Source organism: Pseudoselenomonas ruminantium, assembly GCF_900104055.1.
In the GTDB taxonomy this organism is placed as follows: domain Bacteria; phylum Bacillota; class Negativicutes; order Selenomonadales; family Selenomonadaceae; genus Selenomonas_A; species Selenomonas_A ruminantium_C.
This window is the reverse complement of record NZ_FNJQ01000006.1, coordinates 70,158-87,991: the sequence shown is the minus strand read 5'-3', so window position 1 is coordinate 87,991 and position 17,834 is coordinate 70,158. Positions and strand designations below refer to the sequence as shown.

At 54.4% G+C, this 17,834-nt stretch carries 20 protein-coding genes and 1 pseudogene; all 21 read right to left on the bottom strand.

The window, feature by feature from the left end; all coding sequences use genetic code 11:
* The 21 genes and pseudogenes from glmM to BLQ59_RS04310 all read right to left on the bottom strand — a co-directional run bounded on the left by glmM (nt 1) and on the right by BLQ59_RS04310 (nt 17,830).
* Nucleotides 1–1,350: a phosphoglucosamine mutase gene (gene glmM / locus BLQ59_RS04410; protein WP_074571713.1), complete on the bottom strand. Its 1,350-nt coding sequence runs from the start codon at nt 1,348–1,350 to the stop codon at nt 1–3.
* 162 nt (nt 1,351–1,512) lie between these two features.
* Nucleotides 1,513–2,064 (bottom strand): bifunctional pyr operon transcriptional regulator/uracil phosphoribosyltransferase PyrR, encoded by a 552-nt coding sequence (pyrR, locus tag BLQ59_RS04405; RefSeq protein WP_074571712.1) that lies wholly within the window; start codon nt 2,062–2,064, stop codon nt 1,513–1,515.
* Nucleotides 2,065–2,079: 15 nt separating this feature from the next.
* A complete protein-coding gene (locus BLQ59_RS04400) occupies nt 2,080–3,018 on the bottom strand; it encodes an RluA family pseudouridine synthase (RefSeq protein ID WP_074571711.1) in 939 nt (312 codons plus the stop codon).
* A complete protein-coding gene (gene lspA / locus BLQ59_RS04395; RefSeq protein ID WP_074571710.1) occupies nt 3,011–3,454 on the bottom strand; it encodes a signal peptidase II in 444 nt (147 codons plus the stop codon). Before lspA ends, BLQ59_RS04400 begins: the two co-directional genes overlap by 8 nt.
* Before the next feature lie 10 nt (nt 3,455–3,464).
* Nucleotides 3,465–4,082 carry a DivIVA domain-containing protein gene (locus BLQ59_RS04390; protein WP_256324601.1) on the bottom strand — a complete coding sequence of 206 codons (618 nt, stop codon included), beginning with the start codon at nt 4,080–4,082 and terminating at the stop codon, nt 3,465–3,467.
* 183 nt (nt 4,083–4,265) lie between these two features.
* Nucleotides 4,266–5,060, bottom strand: coding sequence for a YlmH family RNA-binding protein (locus BLQ59_RS04385; RefSeq protein WP_074571708.1), 795 nt, complete (start codon nt 5,058–5,060; stop codon nt 4,266–4,268).
* A gap of 11 nt (nt 5,061–5,071) precedes the next feature.
* The gene (locus BLQ59_RS04380; protein WP_074571707.1) at nt 5,072–5,575 is read right to left on the bottom strand and encodes a cell division protein SepF; all 504 of its coding nucleotides are present in this window, start codon (nt 5,573–5,575) and stop codon (nt 5,072–5,074) included.
* A 15-nt stretch (nt 5,576–5,590) separates the two neighbouring features.
* The gene (locus BLQ59_RS04375; protein ID WP_081342449.1) at nt 5,591–6,292 is read right to left on the bottom strand and encodes a YggS family pyridoxal phosphate-dependent enzyme; all 702 of its coding nucleotides are present in this window, start codon (nt 6,290–6,292) and stop codon (nt 5,591–5,593) included.
* Between the two features lie 23 nt (nt 6,293–6,315).
* A complete protein-coding gene (gene pgeF, locus BLQ59_RS04370) occupies nt 6,316–7,137 on the bottom strand; it encodes a peptidoglycan editing factor PgeF (RefSeq protein WP_074571727.1) in 822 nt (273 codons plus the stop codon).
* A gap of 22 nt (nt 7,138–7,159) precedes the next feature.
* On the bottom strand, nt 7,160–8,887 hold the full coding sequence (locus BLQ59_RS04365; protein ID WP_074571706.1) for a TIGR03960 family B12-binding radical SAM protein: 1,728 nt from the start codon (nt 8,885–8,887) through the stop codon (nt 7,160–7,162).
* Between the two features lie 23 nt (nt 8,888–8,910).
* The gene (gene nrdR / locus BLQ59_RS04360; protein ID WP_074571705.1) at nt 8,911–9,390 is read right to left on the bottom strand and encodes a transcriptional regulator NrdR; all 480 of its coding nucleotides are present in this window, start codon (nt 9,388–9,390) and stop codon (nt 8,911–8,913) included.
* Nucleotides 9,387–11,294, bottom strand: coding sequence for a YgiQ family radical SAM protein (locus BLQ59_RS04355; RefSeq protein WP_074571704.1), 1,908 nt, complete (start codon nt 11,292–11,294; stop codon nt 9,387–9,389). Before BLQ59_RS04355 ends, nrdR begins: the two co-directional genes overlap by 4 nt.
* Nucleotides 11,295–11,296: 2 nt before the next feature.
* Nucleotides 11,297–12,127 carry a RodZ domain-containing protein gene (locus BLQ59_RS04350; RefSeq protein ID WP_256324600.1) on the bottom strand — a complete coding sequence of 277 codons (831 nt, stop codon included), beginning with the start codon at nt 12,125–12,127 and terminating at the stop codon, nt 11,297–11,299.
* Nucleotides 12,128–12,270: 143 nt separating this feature from the next.
* Nucleotides 12,271–12,723 carry an RrF2 family transcriptional regulator gene (locus BLQ59_RS04345; protein WP_074571702.1) on the bottom strand — a complete coding sequence of 151 codons (453 nt, stop codon included), beginning with the start codon at nt 12,721–12,723 and terminating at the stop codon, nt 12,271–12,273.
* Nucleotides 12,724–12,837: 114 nt separating this feature from the next.
* Nucleotides 12,838–13,488 (bottom strand): annotated as a pseudogene (locus tag BLQ59_RS04340) (methyl-accepting chemotaxis protein); the annotation flags it as partial.
* A gap of 18 nt (nt 13,489–13,506) precedes the next feature.
* Nucleotides 13,507–14,280: a precorrin-6A reductase gene (gene cobK, locus BLQ59_RS04335; RefSeq protein WP_074571700.1), complete on the bottom strand. Its 774-nt coding sequence runs from the start codon at nt 14,278–14,280 to the stop codon at nt 13,507–13,509.
* Nucleotides 14,277–15,032 carry a precorrin-3B C(17)-methyltransferase gene (gene cobJ, locus BLQ59_RS04330; protein ID WP_074571699.1) on the bottom strand — a complete coding sequence of 252 codons (756 nt, stop codon included), beginning with the start codon at nt 15,030–15,032 and terminating at the stop codon, nt 14,277–14,279. Before cobJ ends, cobK begins: the two co-directional genes overlap by 4 nt.
* Nucleotides 15,020–16,132, bottom strand: a complete 1,113-nt coding sequence (locus BLQ59_RS04325; protein WP_074571698.1) for a cobalt-precorrin 5A hydrolase — start codon at nt 16,130–16,132, stop codon at nt 15,020–15,022. Before BLQ59_RS04325 ends, cobJ begins: the two co-directional genes overlap by 13 nt.
* The gene (cobM, locus tag BLQ59_RS04320; protein WP_074571697.1) at nt 16,132–16,887 is read right to left on the bottom strand and encodes a precorrin-4 C(11)-methyltransferase; all 756 of its coding nucleotides are present in this window, start codon (nt 16,885–16,887) and stop codon (nt 16,132–16,134) included. Before cobM ends, BLQ59_RS04325 begins: the two co-directional genes overlap by 1 nt.
* A gap of 19 nt (nt 16,888–16,906) precedes the next feature.
* Nucleotides 16,907–17,485, bottom strand: a complete 579-nt coding sequence (cbiT, locus tag BLQ59_RS04315) for a precorrin-6Y C5,15-methyltransferase (decarboxylating) subunit CbiT (protein ID WP_074571696.1) — start codon at nt 17,483–17,485, stop codon at nt 16,907–16,909.
* 15 nt (nt 17,486–17,500) lie between these two features.
* Nucleotides 17,501–17,830, bottom strand: coding sequence for a hypothetical protein (locus BLQ59_RS04310; RefSeq protein WP_074571695.1), 330 nt, complete (start codon nt 17,828–17,830; stop codon nt 17,501–17,503).
* Nucleotides 17,831–17,834: the final 4 nt, after the last annotated feature.

The following is a 17,834-nucleotide window of genomic DNA, read 5'->3' as shown; positions in this document are numbered from 1 at the left end:
TCAGCCCTGCTCTTTTTTGACTACTTCCGCAATCTCATTGCAGATGCGGTCAAGCTGTGCCTGATCCGGACCTTCTGCCATAACTCGAATCAAAGGCTCCGTGCCGGACGGGCGCACGAGGATACGGCCTTCGCTGCCGAGTTCAGCTTCACCTTTGGCGATAGCGGCGGAGATTGCCTCATTCTTCTCCCAGCCTTCCTTACTTGCCACGCGGACATTGACCAGAAGCTGCGGATACGTGGTCATGAGTGCTGTAAGTTCAGATGCCTTGCGGCCGCTGCGCTTCAGCGAAGACAGGACCTGCAGAGCCGTGATGGGGCCGTCACCCGTGGTGCTGTAATCCGTGAAGATGATGTGACCGGACTGCTCGCCGCCAATCTTGTAGCCGCTCTTGAGCATGTTTTCAAGTACATAACGGTCGCCGACCTGCGTCACTTCGACGCGGCCGCCAGCTTCCTTGATGGCCTTGTGGAAACCGATGTTGGCCATGACCGTGGAAACGACGGTCTTATGGGGCAGCGTGCCCTTCTTGATCATATCCTGCGCGCACATCACGAGGATATGGTCGCCATCGATGATCTGGCCTTTTTCATCCACGCAGAGGCAGCGGTCTGCGTCACCGTCATGGGCAATACCGAAGTCGGCGTTGTTTTCCACGACAGCCTTCTGCAGGGATTCCATATGGGTGGAACCGCAGTTGTCATTGATGTTGACGCCGTTCGGCAGGGCATGGATGACCTTGACCTTGGCACCGAGCTCACGCAGAACCTTGGGCATAACCTCATAGGCCGCACCATTGGAGCAGTCCAATACGACCTTCATGCCATCAAAGCGTTCCGAACAGGTGCTGATGACGAACTCGATATACTGGTTGAGCAGGTCGGTACGGTATTCGATATGACCGATGTTTTCACCCGTTGGACGGGCCAGGTTATCATCATTCTCGAGCTGATGCACGATGGCTTCGAGCTCATCTTCCACAGCATCCGGCAGTTTGTAGCCGTCACCGCCGAAGAATTTGATGCCGTTGTCATGGAACGGATTGTGCGAAGCGGAAATCACGATACCCGCCTTGGCCTTGTGACGGCGGGCCAGATAAGCGATAGCCGGCGTCGGAATCACGCCAGCCAGCATGGCACGGCCACCAGCAGAGCAGATACCAGCCGTCAGCGCTGCTTCAAACATCTCACCGGACAGACGGGTATCACGGCCAATCAGAATCAGCGGCTGCTCGCCATTATCCCCGCCGAAATAGATCGTTGCTGCCCGGCCCAGACGATAAGCCAGTTCCGGTGTCAGGTTCACATTTGCCTCACCGCGTACACCATCGGTACCAAATAATCTTGCCATAATAAAATAAGTCCCCCTGTTTTAAAAATCAAAAGTGCATGCGCCCAAAACGCGCAAACACTAATATATTATCATATTTCACGTAAATAGACTACTTTTTGACGCTTATTGTTCACCTTAAAATTGCCCTGACCAGTCAATTCGACCGGTCAAGGCAACCCATTATTCTTTTATTTCCCGCAAAATGACATTTTCCGCCTTATCCGTGGCTTCCAGCTGCACGCTGACGACTTCCTTGGACGAGGTCGGCACGTTCTTACCCACAAAATCGGCACGAATGGGCAATTCCCGATGCCCTCTGTCCACCAACACGGCCAGCTGGATGGTCTTGGGACGGCCATTATCAATGATGGCATCCAGCGCAGCGCGGATCGTACGCCCCGTATAGAGCACATCATCCACCAGCACGATGGTCTTGCCCGTGATGTCCACGGGAAGTTCCGTCGGCCGCACAACAGGCTGATAGCCCAGAGTCGACAGGTCATCGCGGTAAAGAGTGATATCGAGTACCCCTACCGGCGGTTTCTGCCCTTCAATCTTCTCGATATATTCCGCCAATCTTTCGGCAATGGGCACACCTCTGGTGCGGATGCCCACCAGCACAATGTTTTCCACACCCTTGTTCTTCTCCACGATCTCATGAGAGATACGCGTCAGGGCACGGCGGATTCCCTCCATATCCATCAGAACGGTCTTATCTGTAAACTCTGGCATAATAACGCCTCCTCTTTATTGTGCGGCCTTGGCGCGCTTGTTGCGCAAGCCGGTCAGAATCTTCTCCATATCAGCAGGCAAAGGTGCCGTAAAGGTCATTTCTTCTCTGGTGACAGGATGCGTGAGTGTCAGCTGCAGGGAATGCAGCGCCTGCCCCTGAATCGCAAAGGGCGAGGATTTCTTCGGCCCATACTTGGGATCATTGACCAAGGGATGGCCGATGCTATTCATATGGACGCGAATCTGATGGGTACGGCCCGTTTCCAGCTTGCATTCCACCAGCGTATACTCACCGAAGCGCTCCAATACCTTGAAATGCGTTACCGCAGGCTTGCCGTTCTCCCGAACAATGGCCATCTTCTTGCGGTCGGTCGGATGGCGGCCAATATCCCCCTTGATGATGCCCCCTTCTTCCTTGATATTACCATGGACAATGGCCCAGTAGGTACGGTGGGCGGCCTTCGTGCGGATCTGCTCGGCCAGGTCGAGATGGGCCGTGTCATTTTTCGCACAGACCATCACGCCGCTGGTATCCTTGTCGAGACGATGCACGATGCCCGGACGGATTTCCCCGTTGATACCGGACAGGTCCTGACAATGATAGAGAAGCGCATTGACCAAAGTGCCGCTGTACACACCGGATGCCGGATGCACCACCATGCCCCGGGCCTTGTTGACTACGATGATATCCTTGTCTTCAAAGAGGATATCCAAGGGAATATCCTCCGGTGCTGCGGTGATGGGTTCTGCTTCCGGCTGTGCCACCTGCACAGCCTCGCCGCCCCGCAGCTTGAAATTCGCCTTGCGCTGCGCGCCATCCACCAGCACATGTCCCTGCTCAATGAGCTTCTGCACATGGGAACGCGAGAGTTCCGGGCACTTCTCCACTACAAATACGTCCAGGCGCTGACCTTTTTCTTCAGCCGTAAATACAACAGGTTCCATATTATTCATCCATTTCCTTTTCCTTGTACAGTATGGCATAAATCATGCTCATAACGCCCAGCACAATGGCGATGTCCGCGATATTGAACACCGGCCAGATGCGAAAGTCAAAAAAATCCACCACGAGGCCGCTGCGGATGCGGTCAATCAGATTTCCCACGGCGCCGGCCAGCAAAGATACGCAGCCATAGTGGAAATATCCGCAGCGGCGCTTCAGCCGGGGATAATAAAAGCAAAACGCAGCAATCATTGCTGCGCCAGCCAGAATAAAGAACCAGCTTTGATGGGGCAGCATGCCAAAAGCCGCCCCCGGGTTCAATACATAGGTGATGTGAAAGATGCCCTTGATAACCGGAACACTTTCCCCCGGCGTCATAGTGGTCATAACCAGTAACTTAACCAGCTGGTCCAAGGCCAGCAGTACAAAAAACAATCCTCCAGCCATCTATGTATGCTCAGCCCTCCTGCTTGTTTTCGTTATTCTCTTCTTTGCCCAATTCCTTGGCTTCGTAGGGGACAGCCTGATGGTCGCTCAGGGCCTTCTGTAAAGCCTCAGCCTGCGTGCCCATGGCTTTTTTCTCCCGTTCTTCCTTCTCGGGATCCGGCAGCTGGGACATGGTATCATCGATCACGGCCAGTTCGGATTCCAGCGTCACCTTGATCTTCCGCAGGAAATTGTTCTTCTCGCGTACCAGACGATCGTACTCCTCTACGATGACCTGTGCCTTTTTCTTGGCATCCTCGACGATCCTGTCGGCCTTCAGCTCGGCTTCCTGCACCTTATTGGCACATTCCCTGGCGGTGTTTTCCCGCGTCTCCTCCGCATTCTTGCGGGCACTGCTCGTGACTTCTTCTGCCGTCTTCTGCGCGACCAGCAGCGTATCTTTCAGATTCTGTTCCAGCTGCTGATACTGCTCATTATCCTTCTTGGCCCGGGCCAGTTCTTCCTTCAACCGATCGTTCTCCCGGAACAGCTTTTCATAGTCGTTTACGACTTTGTCCAGGAAATCGTCGATCTCATCCTCGTTATAGCCGCGGAAACTGCGCTTGAATTCCTTGTTGTGTATGTCCATTGGTGTAAGCAAAACTATTATCCCCTATCTGTATGACAGAAAACTGCCAGTATTCTTGTACTACATCAACTATACTATCATATTTCCACCTAAAATGCCACTTTAGGCCTGGAATCTAATGCAATTCTAATATCAACAAGAAGCTCCCGACTGAGAATTGCCATTCTCTTTCAGGAGCTTATATCACAGATATCGTTTCAGCACCACCACAGTACGGCCTTTTTTCGTCGTACCTCTGACCTCCGCTACCTCAAGCCGGCCTCTGCCGCGCATGGAGAGGATGTCGCCTTCTTTGACATTCTGCGATGCGCTTTTGACTGGCTGCCAATTGATCTTGAGCTTGTCGGCAGCGATGTCGGAAGCCGCCTTGCTGCGAGAGGAGCCAAAGCCAGCAGCAGCGATGGAATCGACGCGCAGAGAGGCTACCGTAGCACGGATTTCCTTGCAGCGTTCTTCCTTGGGCGCGATAGTGCTAAGGTCGGCTCTTTCGCATGCCACGCCTACAGCGCCAATCTTGTCAAGATTGGACAGCAGGAAGTCTGCCATCTTCTCCTCGCAGATGATTTTCGCGGAATCGTTGGTTACCAGCAGGTCACCGATGGTATCGCGTTCAATGCCCTGTCCCATAAGTGCCCCAAGCACATCGCGGTGGCTAAGCCGGGCAAACTGGCCGTTCCACTTGGCTTCGATGCAATCGATGCCGAAGCCCGTGGGCGTACCCGCAAAGTCCTCATGGATAAAGATGGCTCTGGCCCGCTCTGCCCCCTGATAGCCACCCGCAAAGTCCACGCGGATATTGCCATAGTTGGCAGCGACGGTTTCCGCGATTTCCTGACCGAACGGATCAAGGAAACCGGAAATGCGGAACTTCTGCGTACGCAGGACATTTTCCGCGAGATCCACCAGCTTGATGACGATTTCTTCGCCTTCAGTGCCTTTATAAAATCGAATCAGTTTTTCTTTCTGTTCACTTGCCATGTAAATGCCCCTTATTTTTTCAGCCAGGGCATCTCTGCCGAGACTTTCTTCTCCTCTTCCGTGTAGCTAACGTTGACATTGCTCGGTGCGCACAGGAATACGTTGTGGCCGACCTTCTTGATCTCACCGTTCAGGGCATAGGTGGTACCGCTGATGAAATCGATGATGCGCTTGGCATCGTCAGCTTCCGTCTTTTCAAAATTGATGACCACAGGTTTCTTCTCCCGCAGGTTGTTGGCCACCTGCTGGGCATCATCAAAGGTCTTGGGCTCGATGACGATGACCTTCATCTTCATATTGGTCACCGTACTGCTTTCCCGGGCAGACGCTGCCGACTGGAAATCCACCACATTCCGGGCACTTTCATTGCGTTCATGGCTCATGTCAAAACTCTCTTCCTCTTCTTCCGGTTCATAATCCCGGTCATCTTTCAATCTTTCCTCGATGGCGTCCAGCTTTTCATCAGCCGGATCCATCAGCCCCATTTTTCCACAAACTTTATCGATTATACTCATGACTTTTCCCCTTCGTTAATATTGGCGCGGCCCAAAAATGGCTGTGCCTACCCGCACCATATTGGCGCCTTCTTCTACGGCTATCTCGTAATCGTGAGTCATACCCATCGATAACGTATCAATATTCGACGTCGGCAGGTCTAAATCCTGTACTTCCCGGAAAATTTCATACATTTCCCGGAAGAGCGGACGGCACATCTCCACATCCTCATAGTTTGGAGCCATGCACATAAGCCCCCGCAGGCGCAGATTCGGAAAAACGTTGATTGCCTGCAAAGCGGCAAATAAATCCTCTTTATAGATGCCGGACTTGCTTTCCTCCCTGGCCAGATTTACCTGCACCAGGATGTCCTGCACCTTATCGATGCGGGCCGCCTCGCTGTTGATGGCCTCAGCCAGATGCAGGCTGTCCACCGAGTGGATCAGGTCAGAAAACTTCACGGCCTGCCGTACCTTGTTGGTCTGTAAGTGGCCAATCAGATGCCAGGTCACACAATTGCCAATCTCGGCAAATTTGCCCTTAGCCTCCTGCACGCGATTCTCGCCCACGTCCGTGGCGCCGGCAGCAATGGCCTCCCGCATGGCGGCAGTATCGTGGTTCTTGGTCACCGCCACCAAGGTAACCGCCGCTTCCTTTGGCACGGTGGTGCGCCGTTTCTTTGCGGCTTCAATCTTTGCTGCAACATCTTGATAACGCTCTGCTATTTCCTGCCCCAAAACACTCACCCCTGATAAAAATATTAGTATTGATTCAGTGCAATTATGGCTGCCATGCGCCCGGTCTGACCGCCGTCAGCCCGATAGGAATAGAACCACTGATGCTGGCAGTCGGTACAGGTGTCGGCCATTTCGATGTTAGCGGCGGGTATCCCCGTCTCCAGCAACTGCAGGCGGTTAGCCTCCCAAAGGTTCACATAAAGCTGGCCATCGCGCTGAGAAATCAAGCTTTCAGCATTCTTCGGGAAGGCTGCGCGGAATTTTTCTGCGACTTCCTCACCTACGGCAAAACAGCAGGGGCCGATGGAGGGGCCGATGCCCGCTAAGATATCCGCCGGATCTGAGCCGAATTCTTCCTGCATGCGCCAGACGGTTTCCCGCGCGATTTTCGCAACCGTGCCCTTCCAGCCAGCATGAGCAATGCCCACAGCCTTTTTCTCCGGATCGAGGAAGATCACCGGCACACAGTCGGCAAAGCAAAGCATCAGCGGCAACCCCGGGTCATTGGTAATCAGGGCATCAGTATCTGCAATGGCATCGGCATAAGCCTTCGCTCCGCGGCCGGCATCGTCCATGGTCACGCGCTGGATATTAGCGCCATGCACCTGCTGCGGCGTCACCAGCTTGTCCGCCTTCAGTTCCAACGCCTGGAAGAAGCGCTGACGATTCTCCCAGACAATATCTTCTTCATCCCCCACATGCAGAGCCATATTGAGCCCCTTGTAAGGCTTGACGCTTTCGCCGCCCAGCCGCGCACTGAACGCATGCTGACAGACATTTTCTGCAAAGGAAGTAAACTTCCCCCGCCAGAGATTATTGCCCAGATGTTCGATTGCAAAACTCATTTGCTCACCCCGTTTGCCACTATTATCCACATACACCGCAACGATGGCAGCCATCGAAGCACTGGATGGTGGGTTTCAATTCTTCTGCTTTCTTGAGTTCCTGATAGATGTATTCCCGCGTGAAGCCCATATCGAGAGCCTCCCAAGGGAACAGCTCATCGGCTGTCCGCTCACGATAGAGATAATCATCCATGGAGAGGCCAACGTCTTTCATGGCCCGCTTAAAGGCCTTGCTGCCACCATTCTCGCAGGCCAGGAGCAGCGCCTCGCCCACCTGCCGGTCCCCTCGGGCCAGCACGCCTTGGATAAAGGCCTCTTTGGGCGATTCCACGCCCACAATAATATTTTTGCGCTTGCGCAGGCCTTGTGTCAAGGTCTTCGCCGCTTTTTCCACATATTTCTTGTCCGCCATCGGCAGCCATTGGAACGGCGTGAAAGGCTTTGGAATAAAGGGATTGACGCTTAAGGTCAGCGTTCCCTTGCTGCCATGTTCCTCCATGTAATCCTTGAGACGCCCGGCCAGGTCCACGATGGCCTCCACATCTTCATCCGTCTCAAAGGGCAAGCCAATCATGATATAGAGGCGGAAATGCCGGATGCCTGCCTGCAGGCCCATATCCATGGCATTGAAGAGATGTTCCTCCTCAATGCCCTTGTTGATGACCGCCCTCATCCGGGAACTGCCCGCTTCAGGCGCCATGGTCAAAGTCTTCAGGCCACTTTCGGCCAGCGAGTCCACCAGCTCCCGCGTTACGGAGTCCGCGCGGAAGGACGCCACTGACATCGAGAGCCCCTCGCCTAAGATGTCCTTGCAAAGCTCGTTGATTTCCGGATAATCGGAAATGGCCGCGCCCATCAGTCCGATGCGTTTCTTATATTGCAGGGCCTCTTTGACCTCCCGCGTCACCACGCCCAACGAGCGGTTGCGGGGACGGCGGAAGCAGTAGCCTGCCATGCAGAAACGGCAATGGCGCCCACAGCCCCGGGCAGTTTCGATCAGGTAGAAGTTGAATTCCGTATTCTCCGTGCGTACCACGGTATGCGCCGGATAAGCATCCAAATTCTGCACCCACTGGCGGCTGACCTTTCCCGGCACATTTTCCTGCGGCGCAATGGACTGCAAATGCCCCGCTTCATCATAACTATGCTCATACAGGGAAGGGACATAGACGCCGGGAACTCTGGCCAGCCGCGCCAGCATTTCCTGGCGGGAAACGCCCTCGCTGCGGGCCTGATAGAACACATCCATCAGTGCCGGCATGATGACTTCGCCCTCCCCGATGACAAAGGCATCAATCACCGCCGCCAGCGGTTCAGGATTAAAGGTCGCACAAGGACCGCCCGCGATGACCAGGGGGTCCATATCGCTGCGCTCGTCCGCCCGCACCCGGACCTTGCCGAGTTCCAGCATTTTGACCACATTGAAGTAGTCCATTTCAAAGGAGAGCACAAAGGCAATCATGGCAAACTGCTGCAAGGGCAGCTGGTTTTCCACGCTCATCAGGGGCGTGCGGGTATGCTCATAGCGCTCGATGCTCTTGCGCTCGGGCAGGAACACCCGCTCACAGGCCGTATCGCTGCGCTTATTCAAGAGGTCATAGATGATATGCAGCCCCAAATTGGACATGCCCACAAAATAGGAATTGGGATAGGCCAGTGCCACGGGCAGACGCGTGCCCAGAGGATAGCGGTAATAGCCTTCCTCTGCCGCCAATTGTTCCTTTAATTCCTGTTTCAGCTCCCAAGCCAAATGCCTTACTCCTTTAACTCATTTCAAACCTTATCTGTTTCCGCAGCCTGCTTCTGCGCCTGCAGTTCCTGCAACTCTTCCATGAAGCTGCTGATATCGGCAAACTTCCGGTACACCGAGGCGAAGCGGATATAAGCGACCTCGTCGAAATTCTTGAGCTTACTCATGACCAGCTTGCCGATTTCGGCCGTGCTGACTTCCTGTTCCATGCTGTTGCGGATATCCCGCTCAATCTCATTAGTGAGATTCGTGATGCTCTCGAGCGAGATATCCCGCTTGTCACAGGCCCGGATAATGCCATTCAATATCTTATCCCGCTTGAACACCTCACGGCGGCCATCGTTCTTGACCACCATCAGCGGCTGCTTTTCCACCACTTCATAGGTGGTGAACCGGCGGCCGCAGGAAGTACACTCGCGGCGGCGGCGGATGGTTGCCCCATCATCTGCCGATCTGGAATCTATTACTCGACTGTCGTTTTCTTTACAATATGGGCATTTCATCGCCGCACCTTCTTTGTTCGTTTATTTTTTGGCCCATTTGCTTTTTGACGCGTCAATTTCGACGCTTCAGCACCTGACCATTTTGACCGGTCATTTTTTGACTTGTCAGGCCGGTCACCGGCGGGCCGTACCAGGCATTTCTTGTCATAGCCAATCAGATCCATGCGCCCGGCTTTCATCAGGGCCTTGCGCACGATCGCCTGATTCTTCGGCAGCCAGTACTGCATCAGTGCCCGCTGCATCAGCTTGTCTTCCGGGGATTTGGCCGAATACACGGCCTCACCCGTCAACGGATCGATGCCTGTATACCACATACATGTGGAAAGGGTTCCCGGTGTCGGGATGAAATCCTGTACCTGCTGGGGATGGTACCCCTTGTCCCGGATGAACTCGGCCAGTTCAATGGCATCTTCGAGCTGGGAACCGGGATGGCTAGACATGAAATAGGGCACAAGATACTGCTTCTTGCCCAATTTCTTATTCATCGCCGTGAACTTATCCACAAAGCTCTCATAGACCTTGCGGTTGCTCTTACCCATCATGCGTGTCACCCGGTCCGTAATATGCTCCGGTGCAATCTTGAGCTGGCCACTGATATGATGTTCACAGAGTTCCTTGAGGAATTCGTCTTTCGCCAACATCAGATAGTCAAACCGCACGCCGGAACGCACAAAGACCTTCTTGACCCCCGGTATTGCCCGCAGTTCCCGCAAGAGCTTGATATAGTCACTATGATCCGCTACGAGATTCTGACAGGGGATCGGTGACAGGCATGGCTTGCCGCGGCAGGTACCGCGCGTAAGTTGTCCATCACAGCTGGTACGGCGGAAATTGGCCGTAGGGCCGCCCACATCATGGATATAGCCCTTAAAGCCCGGCTGCTGCGTCAAGATCTTCGCCTCACGGAGCAGCGATTCATGGCTGCGCCGCTGGATAATCCGCCCTTCATGGGAGATAATCGCACAGAAATTGCAGCCACCGAAGCAGCCTCGCTGGCTCAAAAGGCTGAACTGTACCTCAGCAATAGCCGGCACGCCGCCATCCTTATCGTAGATAGGATGCCAAGTGCGCATATAGGGCAGGTCGTAAATCTCATCCATCTGCTCCTCGTCCAGCGGTTTGGCTGGCGGATTCTGCACCACGCACCACTCATCATTCTGCTGGGCTAGCCTGCGCCCACGGAAAGCATCCTGCTCCAGATACTCCACCTTGAAGGCTTCGGCAAATTTCTTCTTATCTGCTGCCACTTCCTGATAGGACGGCAAAGGCAGATGATCCCAGACATAATCCATATTGGGTACCTTATAGCAGGTGCCCTGCACATCCTGAATATTGCCGATTTCCACGCCCTGCTGCAGGTCAGCGGCCACTTCCAACAAGGCCCGCTCGCCCATGCCGAAAATCAGCAGATCGGCGCCGCTGTCCACCAATATGGACCGGCGTACTGCATTCGACCAGTAATCATAATGGGCCATGCGGCGCAGGCTGGCCTCAATGCCTCCAATGATGATGGGCACATCCGGGTAAAGCTCCCGCAGGCGGTTGCAATAGACAATCGTCGCCCGTTCCGGACGATAACCGGACTTGCCCCCCGGCGAATAAGCATCCTGATGGCGCATCTTCTTGGCAGCCGTAAACTTGTTGAGCAGGGAATCCATATTCCCCGCAGAAACAAGAAAACCCAGCCGTGGTTTTCCCAGGCGGTCAAAATCCCTGGTAGAATGCCAGTCCGGCTGGGGAATAATTCCTACTTTATAGCCATGCTTCTCGAGCAAACGGCAGAGAATGGCCGGGCCGAAGCTGGGATGATCCACATAGGCATCCCCGGACACAAACACAAAGTCCAGCTGCTCCCAGCCCCGCTCTTCCATATCCTGTTTGCTGATTGGCAAAAATTCCTTCATTATTACTTGCTATCCTTCTTATCGGCAGTTGCAGCCTCAGCAGGCTGACCGGCTTTATCGGCCGTGAACGTCTTTTCCACAACCTGTCCGGCATTGCCAGCCTTGCCCATATCCTGGCCGTTAACCTTCATTTCCACAGCACCGGCGTTGCCAGCGGTGATAACCACTTTCTCCTTGCCCTTCCAGGTTTCCGTCTTGCCGGATTCCATCGTGCCTTCGTAAACAGTCTTGCCATCGGCTACAACCTGTGTCCAGCATTTATCCGTAAACTTGGCTACCAGTTCAACGCCATCAACCTTAACGGGCTGAGCTTCCTTTTTCTCCTCAGCTTTTGCAGTTTCAGTCTTGGCACTTGCCGGAGCTTTTGCCGTCTGTGTCACAGCCTTAGCTGGCTGCTTCGGCGCATTGCTGTCTTCCATGGCAAAGAGATAATATGCTCCGCCGGCCACCAGCAATACGATCAGTGCAATCAGCAGATTGTTGGAACGATTGCTCGAGGAAGAAACATGCTCCCGATACTCGCTGCCCGTCGCCAGCTTCTGCTTCACTTCTTCCCGGTTCGCCTCTTCGGCCTCAGCCAGCTGCTGTTTTGCTTCTTCTGCCGCAGCGACTTCTTCCGGATGGTTTTCTTCCATGAACTGATGCACCACTGCATCGGCATCGATCTTCAGGAAGTTGGCGTAGTTACGGATAAATCCCTTAGCATATACCGTCCCCGGAAGCTGCTCGTAATCGCCATTTTCAATGGCTTCTATGTAGAGGGCGCGGATGCTCGTGCCCTTAGCGATGTCCTGAATTGTCAGATTCTGACGTTCCCGTTCGGAACGTAACATATCCCCTATCATACTGAAAATTCCTCCCTTATATAAAAAGTGCCTTGAAAACACTGCTAATCATCATTATACATAAATATATAGCTTAATACAAATTTTTTTTACCCACGACAAACAACCCTCCCCGGCGGGAGGGCTTTCCATCAGCTGACAGCACAGCTCATATTCTCTTTGCCCTTGGCTTTGTCCAGCAAGGTCTGCAGGGTAATGCTCTCCAGCACCTGACTGATGCTGTCGCACACCTGTCCCCAAACGCCTCTGGTCACACATGCACTTGCCTTGGCACATTTCTGCTCAGCAGCCCCGGCCTCAGCCAAAAGGCAATCCACCACAGCGATGGGCCCTTCCACCGTAGTGATGATGGCCCCAATGGTGATTTCTGCAGGGCTCTTGGCCAGCATGTACCCCCCCTGTGCCCCACGGGTGCTCTGCACCAGGCCGCCCCGCCGCAGGGGCACCATGAGCTGCTCCAGATAATTTTCCGACAGGCCCTGACTTTGGGCTACGCTCTTTAAAGACACCGGCCCTTCCCCATAGTGACGAGCCAGCTCATAAAGTGCCGTCACGCTATATCGGCCCTTAGTTGAGATTTTCATAAAGCCACCTTCTAAACATCCGCATCTATTCGTACGATTTGTGCATTTAATATAACAGAAAAAGCAGGCAGTGTCAAAAAGACCTCCATCCTTTTACAGATGAAGGTCTCCTGCCTATACTTTGAATTTCTTCACTTCGGCGCTCAAGGATTCCGCGAGTTTGGCCAGCCTATTATTGGCATCGGAAATATCATGCATGGTAGCGGCCTGCTGCTCGGTTGCCGCCGACACGTTCTGCGCCTCGTCGGTAGCAATGCGGCTGCCATCCATCACGGATTCCATGTTGTGCGCGATATCATGGGTGACCGTATTCAATGTTTCAATAGACGCTATGGCATCTTCCACGGTCTTGTTCAATTTGTCGATCTGCTCCTCAATCATCCCAAACGCCTCTCCGGCGGCAGTCGCACTAGCAGCCCCTTCGTTGACGCTTTCATTGCCTTCATTGATGGAATCTACTGCCTTGTCAGTATCCTGCTGGATGGCCTTGACCAGGTCTGTGATATTCTGAGCAGCATTACCGGACTGCTCTGCCAGCTTGCGAACTTCCTCAGCTACTACGGCAAATCCTCGGCCGGCATCGCCCGCTTGGGCCGCTTCAATCGCCGCATTCAGGGCCAGAAGATTCGTCTGGTCCGCAATATTGGAAATAGTCTCGACAATGGTGCCGATTTCCGAAGAACGTTTTCCCAGCATCCCCACGACCTCCGCCGAAGCATTGACCTGCTGAGCAATATTCTGGATCTGGTTTACGGCATCCCCTACGGTCTTATTTTCTAAGTATTATTTCTGCAGCGTACTTCCTACGCAGCTTAAGATTGCTGCATAGGTATGGGCCAAACGAGGATATTCCAGCTGGGGCCGGTCAATCACGACAATGGGCAGGCCCAGCTTGGCCGCAGCGGCAAATTTCGTATCCGTACCGCCGATGGCACCGCTGTTCTTGGTGATGATGACTTCCGCCCCATACTTGCGGAACAGTTCCACATTGAGTTCCATAGAAAACGGCCCCTGCAGGGCTACGATATGCCCGGCATCCAAGCCTAAATCCTCGCAGAGGGCAATAACCTCCGCTGTAGGCAGCACCCGGGCCGTCAGTTCACAGTCCTGCAGCGCAGGGCTATGGACAAACTTATCCAGATTGCGGCTGCCCGTGGTCAGAAAAATCTTCCGCCCCAGCTTTGCCGCCGTCTCTGCCGCTTCAGCGTAGCTATGCACCATGGTAATCCGGTCATAGTTCAGTGCTGACAGGTCGCGCTCATAGCGGATATAGGGAATCCCCAGCGCCGCACAAGCTTTGATGGCATTCATGCTGACATTGGCCGCATAGGGATGACTGGCATCCACCAGCAAGCGGATATCATGCTCCTGCATATATTCCTGCAAGGCCGCCTCATCCAGCGGCTTATCGTTGATCAGGCATTCCTGCCCGCAGGCATAGGAGAGCAGTTCTCCGCCATAGCGGCTCACCACCGAGGCCGCCACATCATAGCCTTTTTCCAACAGCATCTTGACGATTTCCCGGCCGTCCTGGGTGCCTGCCACGACGAAAATCATAAGCCCGGCTCCTTGTTGCCATAACCACGCGGCGTAATCATATAGCCGTCCTTGACATAGGTCATGGAGTTGCCAATGATGACCAGCGAGAACATATTGATTTCCTCGTTGGTAAAATCTTCCAGTGTGGAGATAATCTTGCCTTCACCATCGCGGCTGGCAGCCGTCACGATACCTACAGGCGTGTCGGCCTTACGATGTTTGAGCATGATTTCCCGCACGCGCTCGATATTCTCGACGCGCTTCTTGCTCTTGGGATTGTAGAGCGCCGTGACAAAATCCCCCTGCGCTGCCATTTCGATGCGCTTCTCAATGGTTTCCCAGGGCGTCAAAAGATCCGACAGGCTGATCACGGCAAAGTCATGCATCAGCGGCGCACCGAGCACCGATGCAGCCGCATTGACCGCCGAAATGCCGGCAATCACACCGCCAAATTCAGGCCGGCTCTCTTCCGGCTGCTGCAACACGAGTTCCAGCACCAGACCGGCCATGCCATAGACACCCGCGTCACCGCTGGAAACCACGACCGTATCATGGCCATCAGCAGCTTCGGCCACCGCCATCCTGCAGCGGTCAATCTCCTGCATCATGGCCGTGCCAATCACCTTGCGGTCACCCAAGAGTTCTTCAATCAATTTGATATAAGTATTATAACCGGCAATCACTTCAGCAGATTCAATCGCCTGCCGCGCCCGGGGCGTCATGTCCAAGAGACTCCCCGGGCCAATGCCTACAACTGTTATTTTTCCCATAGTAATGCCACCGTTACCTTTTCAAAATTCGTTTTCCGCAGGGCCAGTCTGCCGCCGCGCTCGCCCACAGCGCAGTAGGCCGCTGCCTCACATACATTGCCAATGCCAATATGTTCTTTGACAAATTCGGACTCTTCGAGCTGATGCGCTGCAATCATCCGGGCCATCTCATCATTCTCATAGAATTTCACCGGGCGCACCAGGCTGTCCCCGGCATAGAGGATGCCCGCCTCATGTTTCTTCACAATGGTACTGGCCAGCGCATCGATGAAGGAACGATCCCGGCCAATCATGCGGCAGGCCATATCCAGTGCCGACATGACCATAGCCGCCGGCGTTCCCCTGCGGCAGCCCACACCGGCAATCAGGCGGCGCGGCGTCAGGCAGAGGACGTTCGGCGGCAAGGCCGCGAGCTCCGGCAGCTGCCGTTCCGCCATGATAACCGCCTCCAGCTGATCCCGTTCCTCCGGGAGAAACGCCAGCAACTGACTGGTCACACATAAATCCACCGACTGGCCAAGCTGCTCCAATTTGCGCCGGTAAAACACACTATGCGGCAGTGTCTGGTCAATGCGCCAATGGATTTTCTTGCCGGCCAAAAGCCCGGCATTCAAGGTCTTGATCCGCACTTTGGGCCAGGGGCGCAAACCGAGCCGCGTGGCCAGCACATCCGGTGCCAACAGCTCATTGGCATCCGTAGCCGTGGTAATTACCGGAGCGGCACCAATGGCCTGACAAAGCTGACTAGTCAGCTCATTGGCGCCACCCACATGACCGGACAGCAGGCTGATGCCGTGCCGCCCCTGTTCGTCAAATACCACGACAGCCGGATCTGTCAGTTTGTCCTGCAGCAAAGGAGCCAAAGTGCGCACCACGATTCCCGTGGCCATGACGAAAATCAGGCCTTCATAGGCAAAGAAATTGCTCTCCACCGCCTCACTGAGCTTATGGAAGGTATGTACCTGCAGCCTTTTCCTGCTGGCATCATCCGGTGCCAGTTTTTCGCTGACATAGATATCCACATATTGGTCCAGACACTGCCGGATGGTCTGAGCAAGCTGCAATCCCTGCTCCGTCAGTGCCATACAAGCTAATCGCATTACTTCACAGCCTTTCGGAACATATGTGAAAACTCCGGCGCATAGAGGCGGGACAGATCATAATCGGCCCCGAGGCAATGGCTGACCACGATCATGGCCGTGCGGTCGATGTCCTTACCCTCGATATCCTTGACGATGGTCTGCAGTGTGCCCCGCACGATCTTCTGTTCCGGCCAGGAAGCCCGCTGCACGATGGCAATCGGCGTATCAGCCGGGTAGCCGCCTGCCATGAGCTCTTCCACGACCTTGTCCAGCATGGTGATGGACAGGTAGATGCACATGGTGGACTGATGCTGGGCCAGGCTGCGAAGCTTTTCCGCTTCCGGCACCGGCGTACGTCCTTCGTTGCGCGTGATGATGACCGTCTGGCTGATGCCCGGCAGGGTGTATTCCTGTTGCAGGGCCGCTGCCGTGGCAAAGCAGGAGCTTACCCCCGGCACGATATCGAAGGCGATATCTTTCTTGCGGAACGCATCCATCTGCTCCTGAATGGCACCATAGACCGAAGGATCGCCTGTATGCAGGCGTACCGTCATCTTGCCTTCCTTTTCCGCCGCTTCAATCACAGCCACCACTTCATCCAATGTCATCGAAGCGGAGTTATGGATCTGCGCATCCTCGCGGCAATAATCCAACAGTTTCGGGTTCACCAGAGAACCCGCATAGATTACGACATCCGCTTCCTTTAAGTATTTCGCACCTTTAACCGTAATGAGCTCCGGATCGCCGGGGCCTGCTCCCACAATATGTACCATCCTAATAATCCCTCTCCTCTTATTTCTTCCAGCAGGTCACGATATAGATGGGATTGTTGGCCTTGGCCATATCATAGGTTCCCACCTGCTGCAAGCGCGTTACCTGCACCTGAATCGCTTCATAGATATATGTATCAGAATGCGTCCGCATGTATTCAATGCACTGCATGAGCGTCTGCACCGTAATGCAGTTGAGCACAAGCCGCCCCTTGGCCTTGAGCTTCGGCGTCACTGCCTCCAAAATCTCCGGCAGACGGCTGCCGCTGCCACCGATCAGGATGGCATCCGCCTCCGGCAGGTCGGCGATACCATCCGGGGCCTCTGCCTGAATCACGCGCACATTGCTCACGGCAAAATTAGCAGCATTAGCCCGGATCAGATTGATGCCGGCCGTTTCCCGTTCGATGGCATAGACCTCACCCTGCGGTGCCAGCCTTGCCGCCTCGATGGAAATGGAACCGGTGCCCGCACCGATATCATAAACCACGGCATCCGGCGCAATCTGCGCCTTGACCAGACTCAGAATCCGGATTTCCTGCTTGGTCATCGGCACATCCTGGCGGATAAACTCCTCATCGGCAATACCAAGAAAATCCATCGCAATCTCCTCCTCTTATCTTCCAAAGAACAGCTGCAGTACGAGCCAGACAGCCACACCCACACCCAGCAGCACGATAATCACAGGCAGTGCCACGAAGAACAGGAACGCCAGCACCGCCGCAATCCCGGCCAGCATCAACACCCGCTGCAGCATATTCTTCTGCCCGAACAGCAGGTCCTTCCAGCCGAAAGTATGCAGCTGGAATCCCCGGCCGAAATCCCGGCCATATTGCTCCTGCCGGGAGCGGGACTCCTGCCCGCCGCCTTCTTCAATGGTTATGCCGTCATAGGCATTGCGCTCGTCCGGAGACATGACGCGTACTTTGCTCTCTTCCTGTTCCATGGCT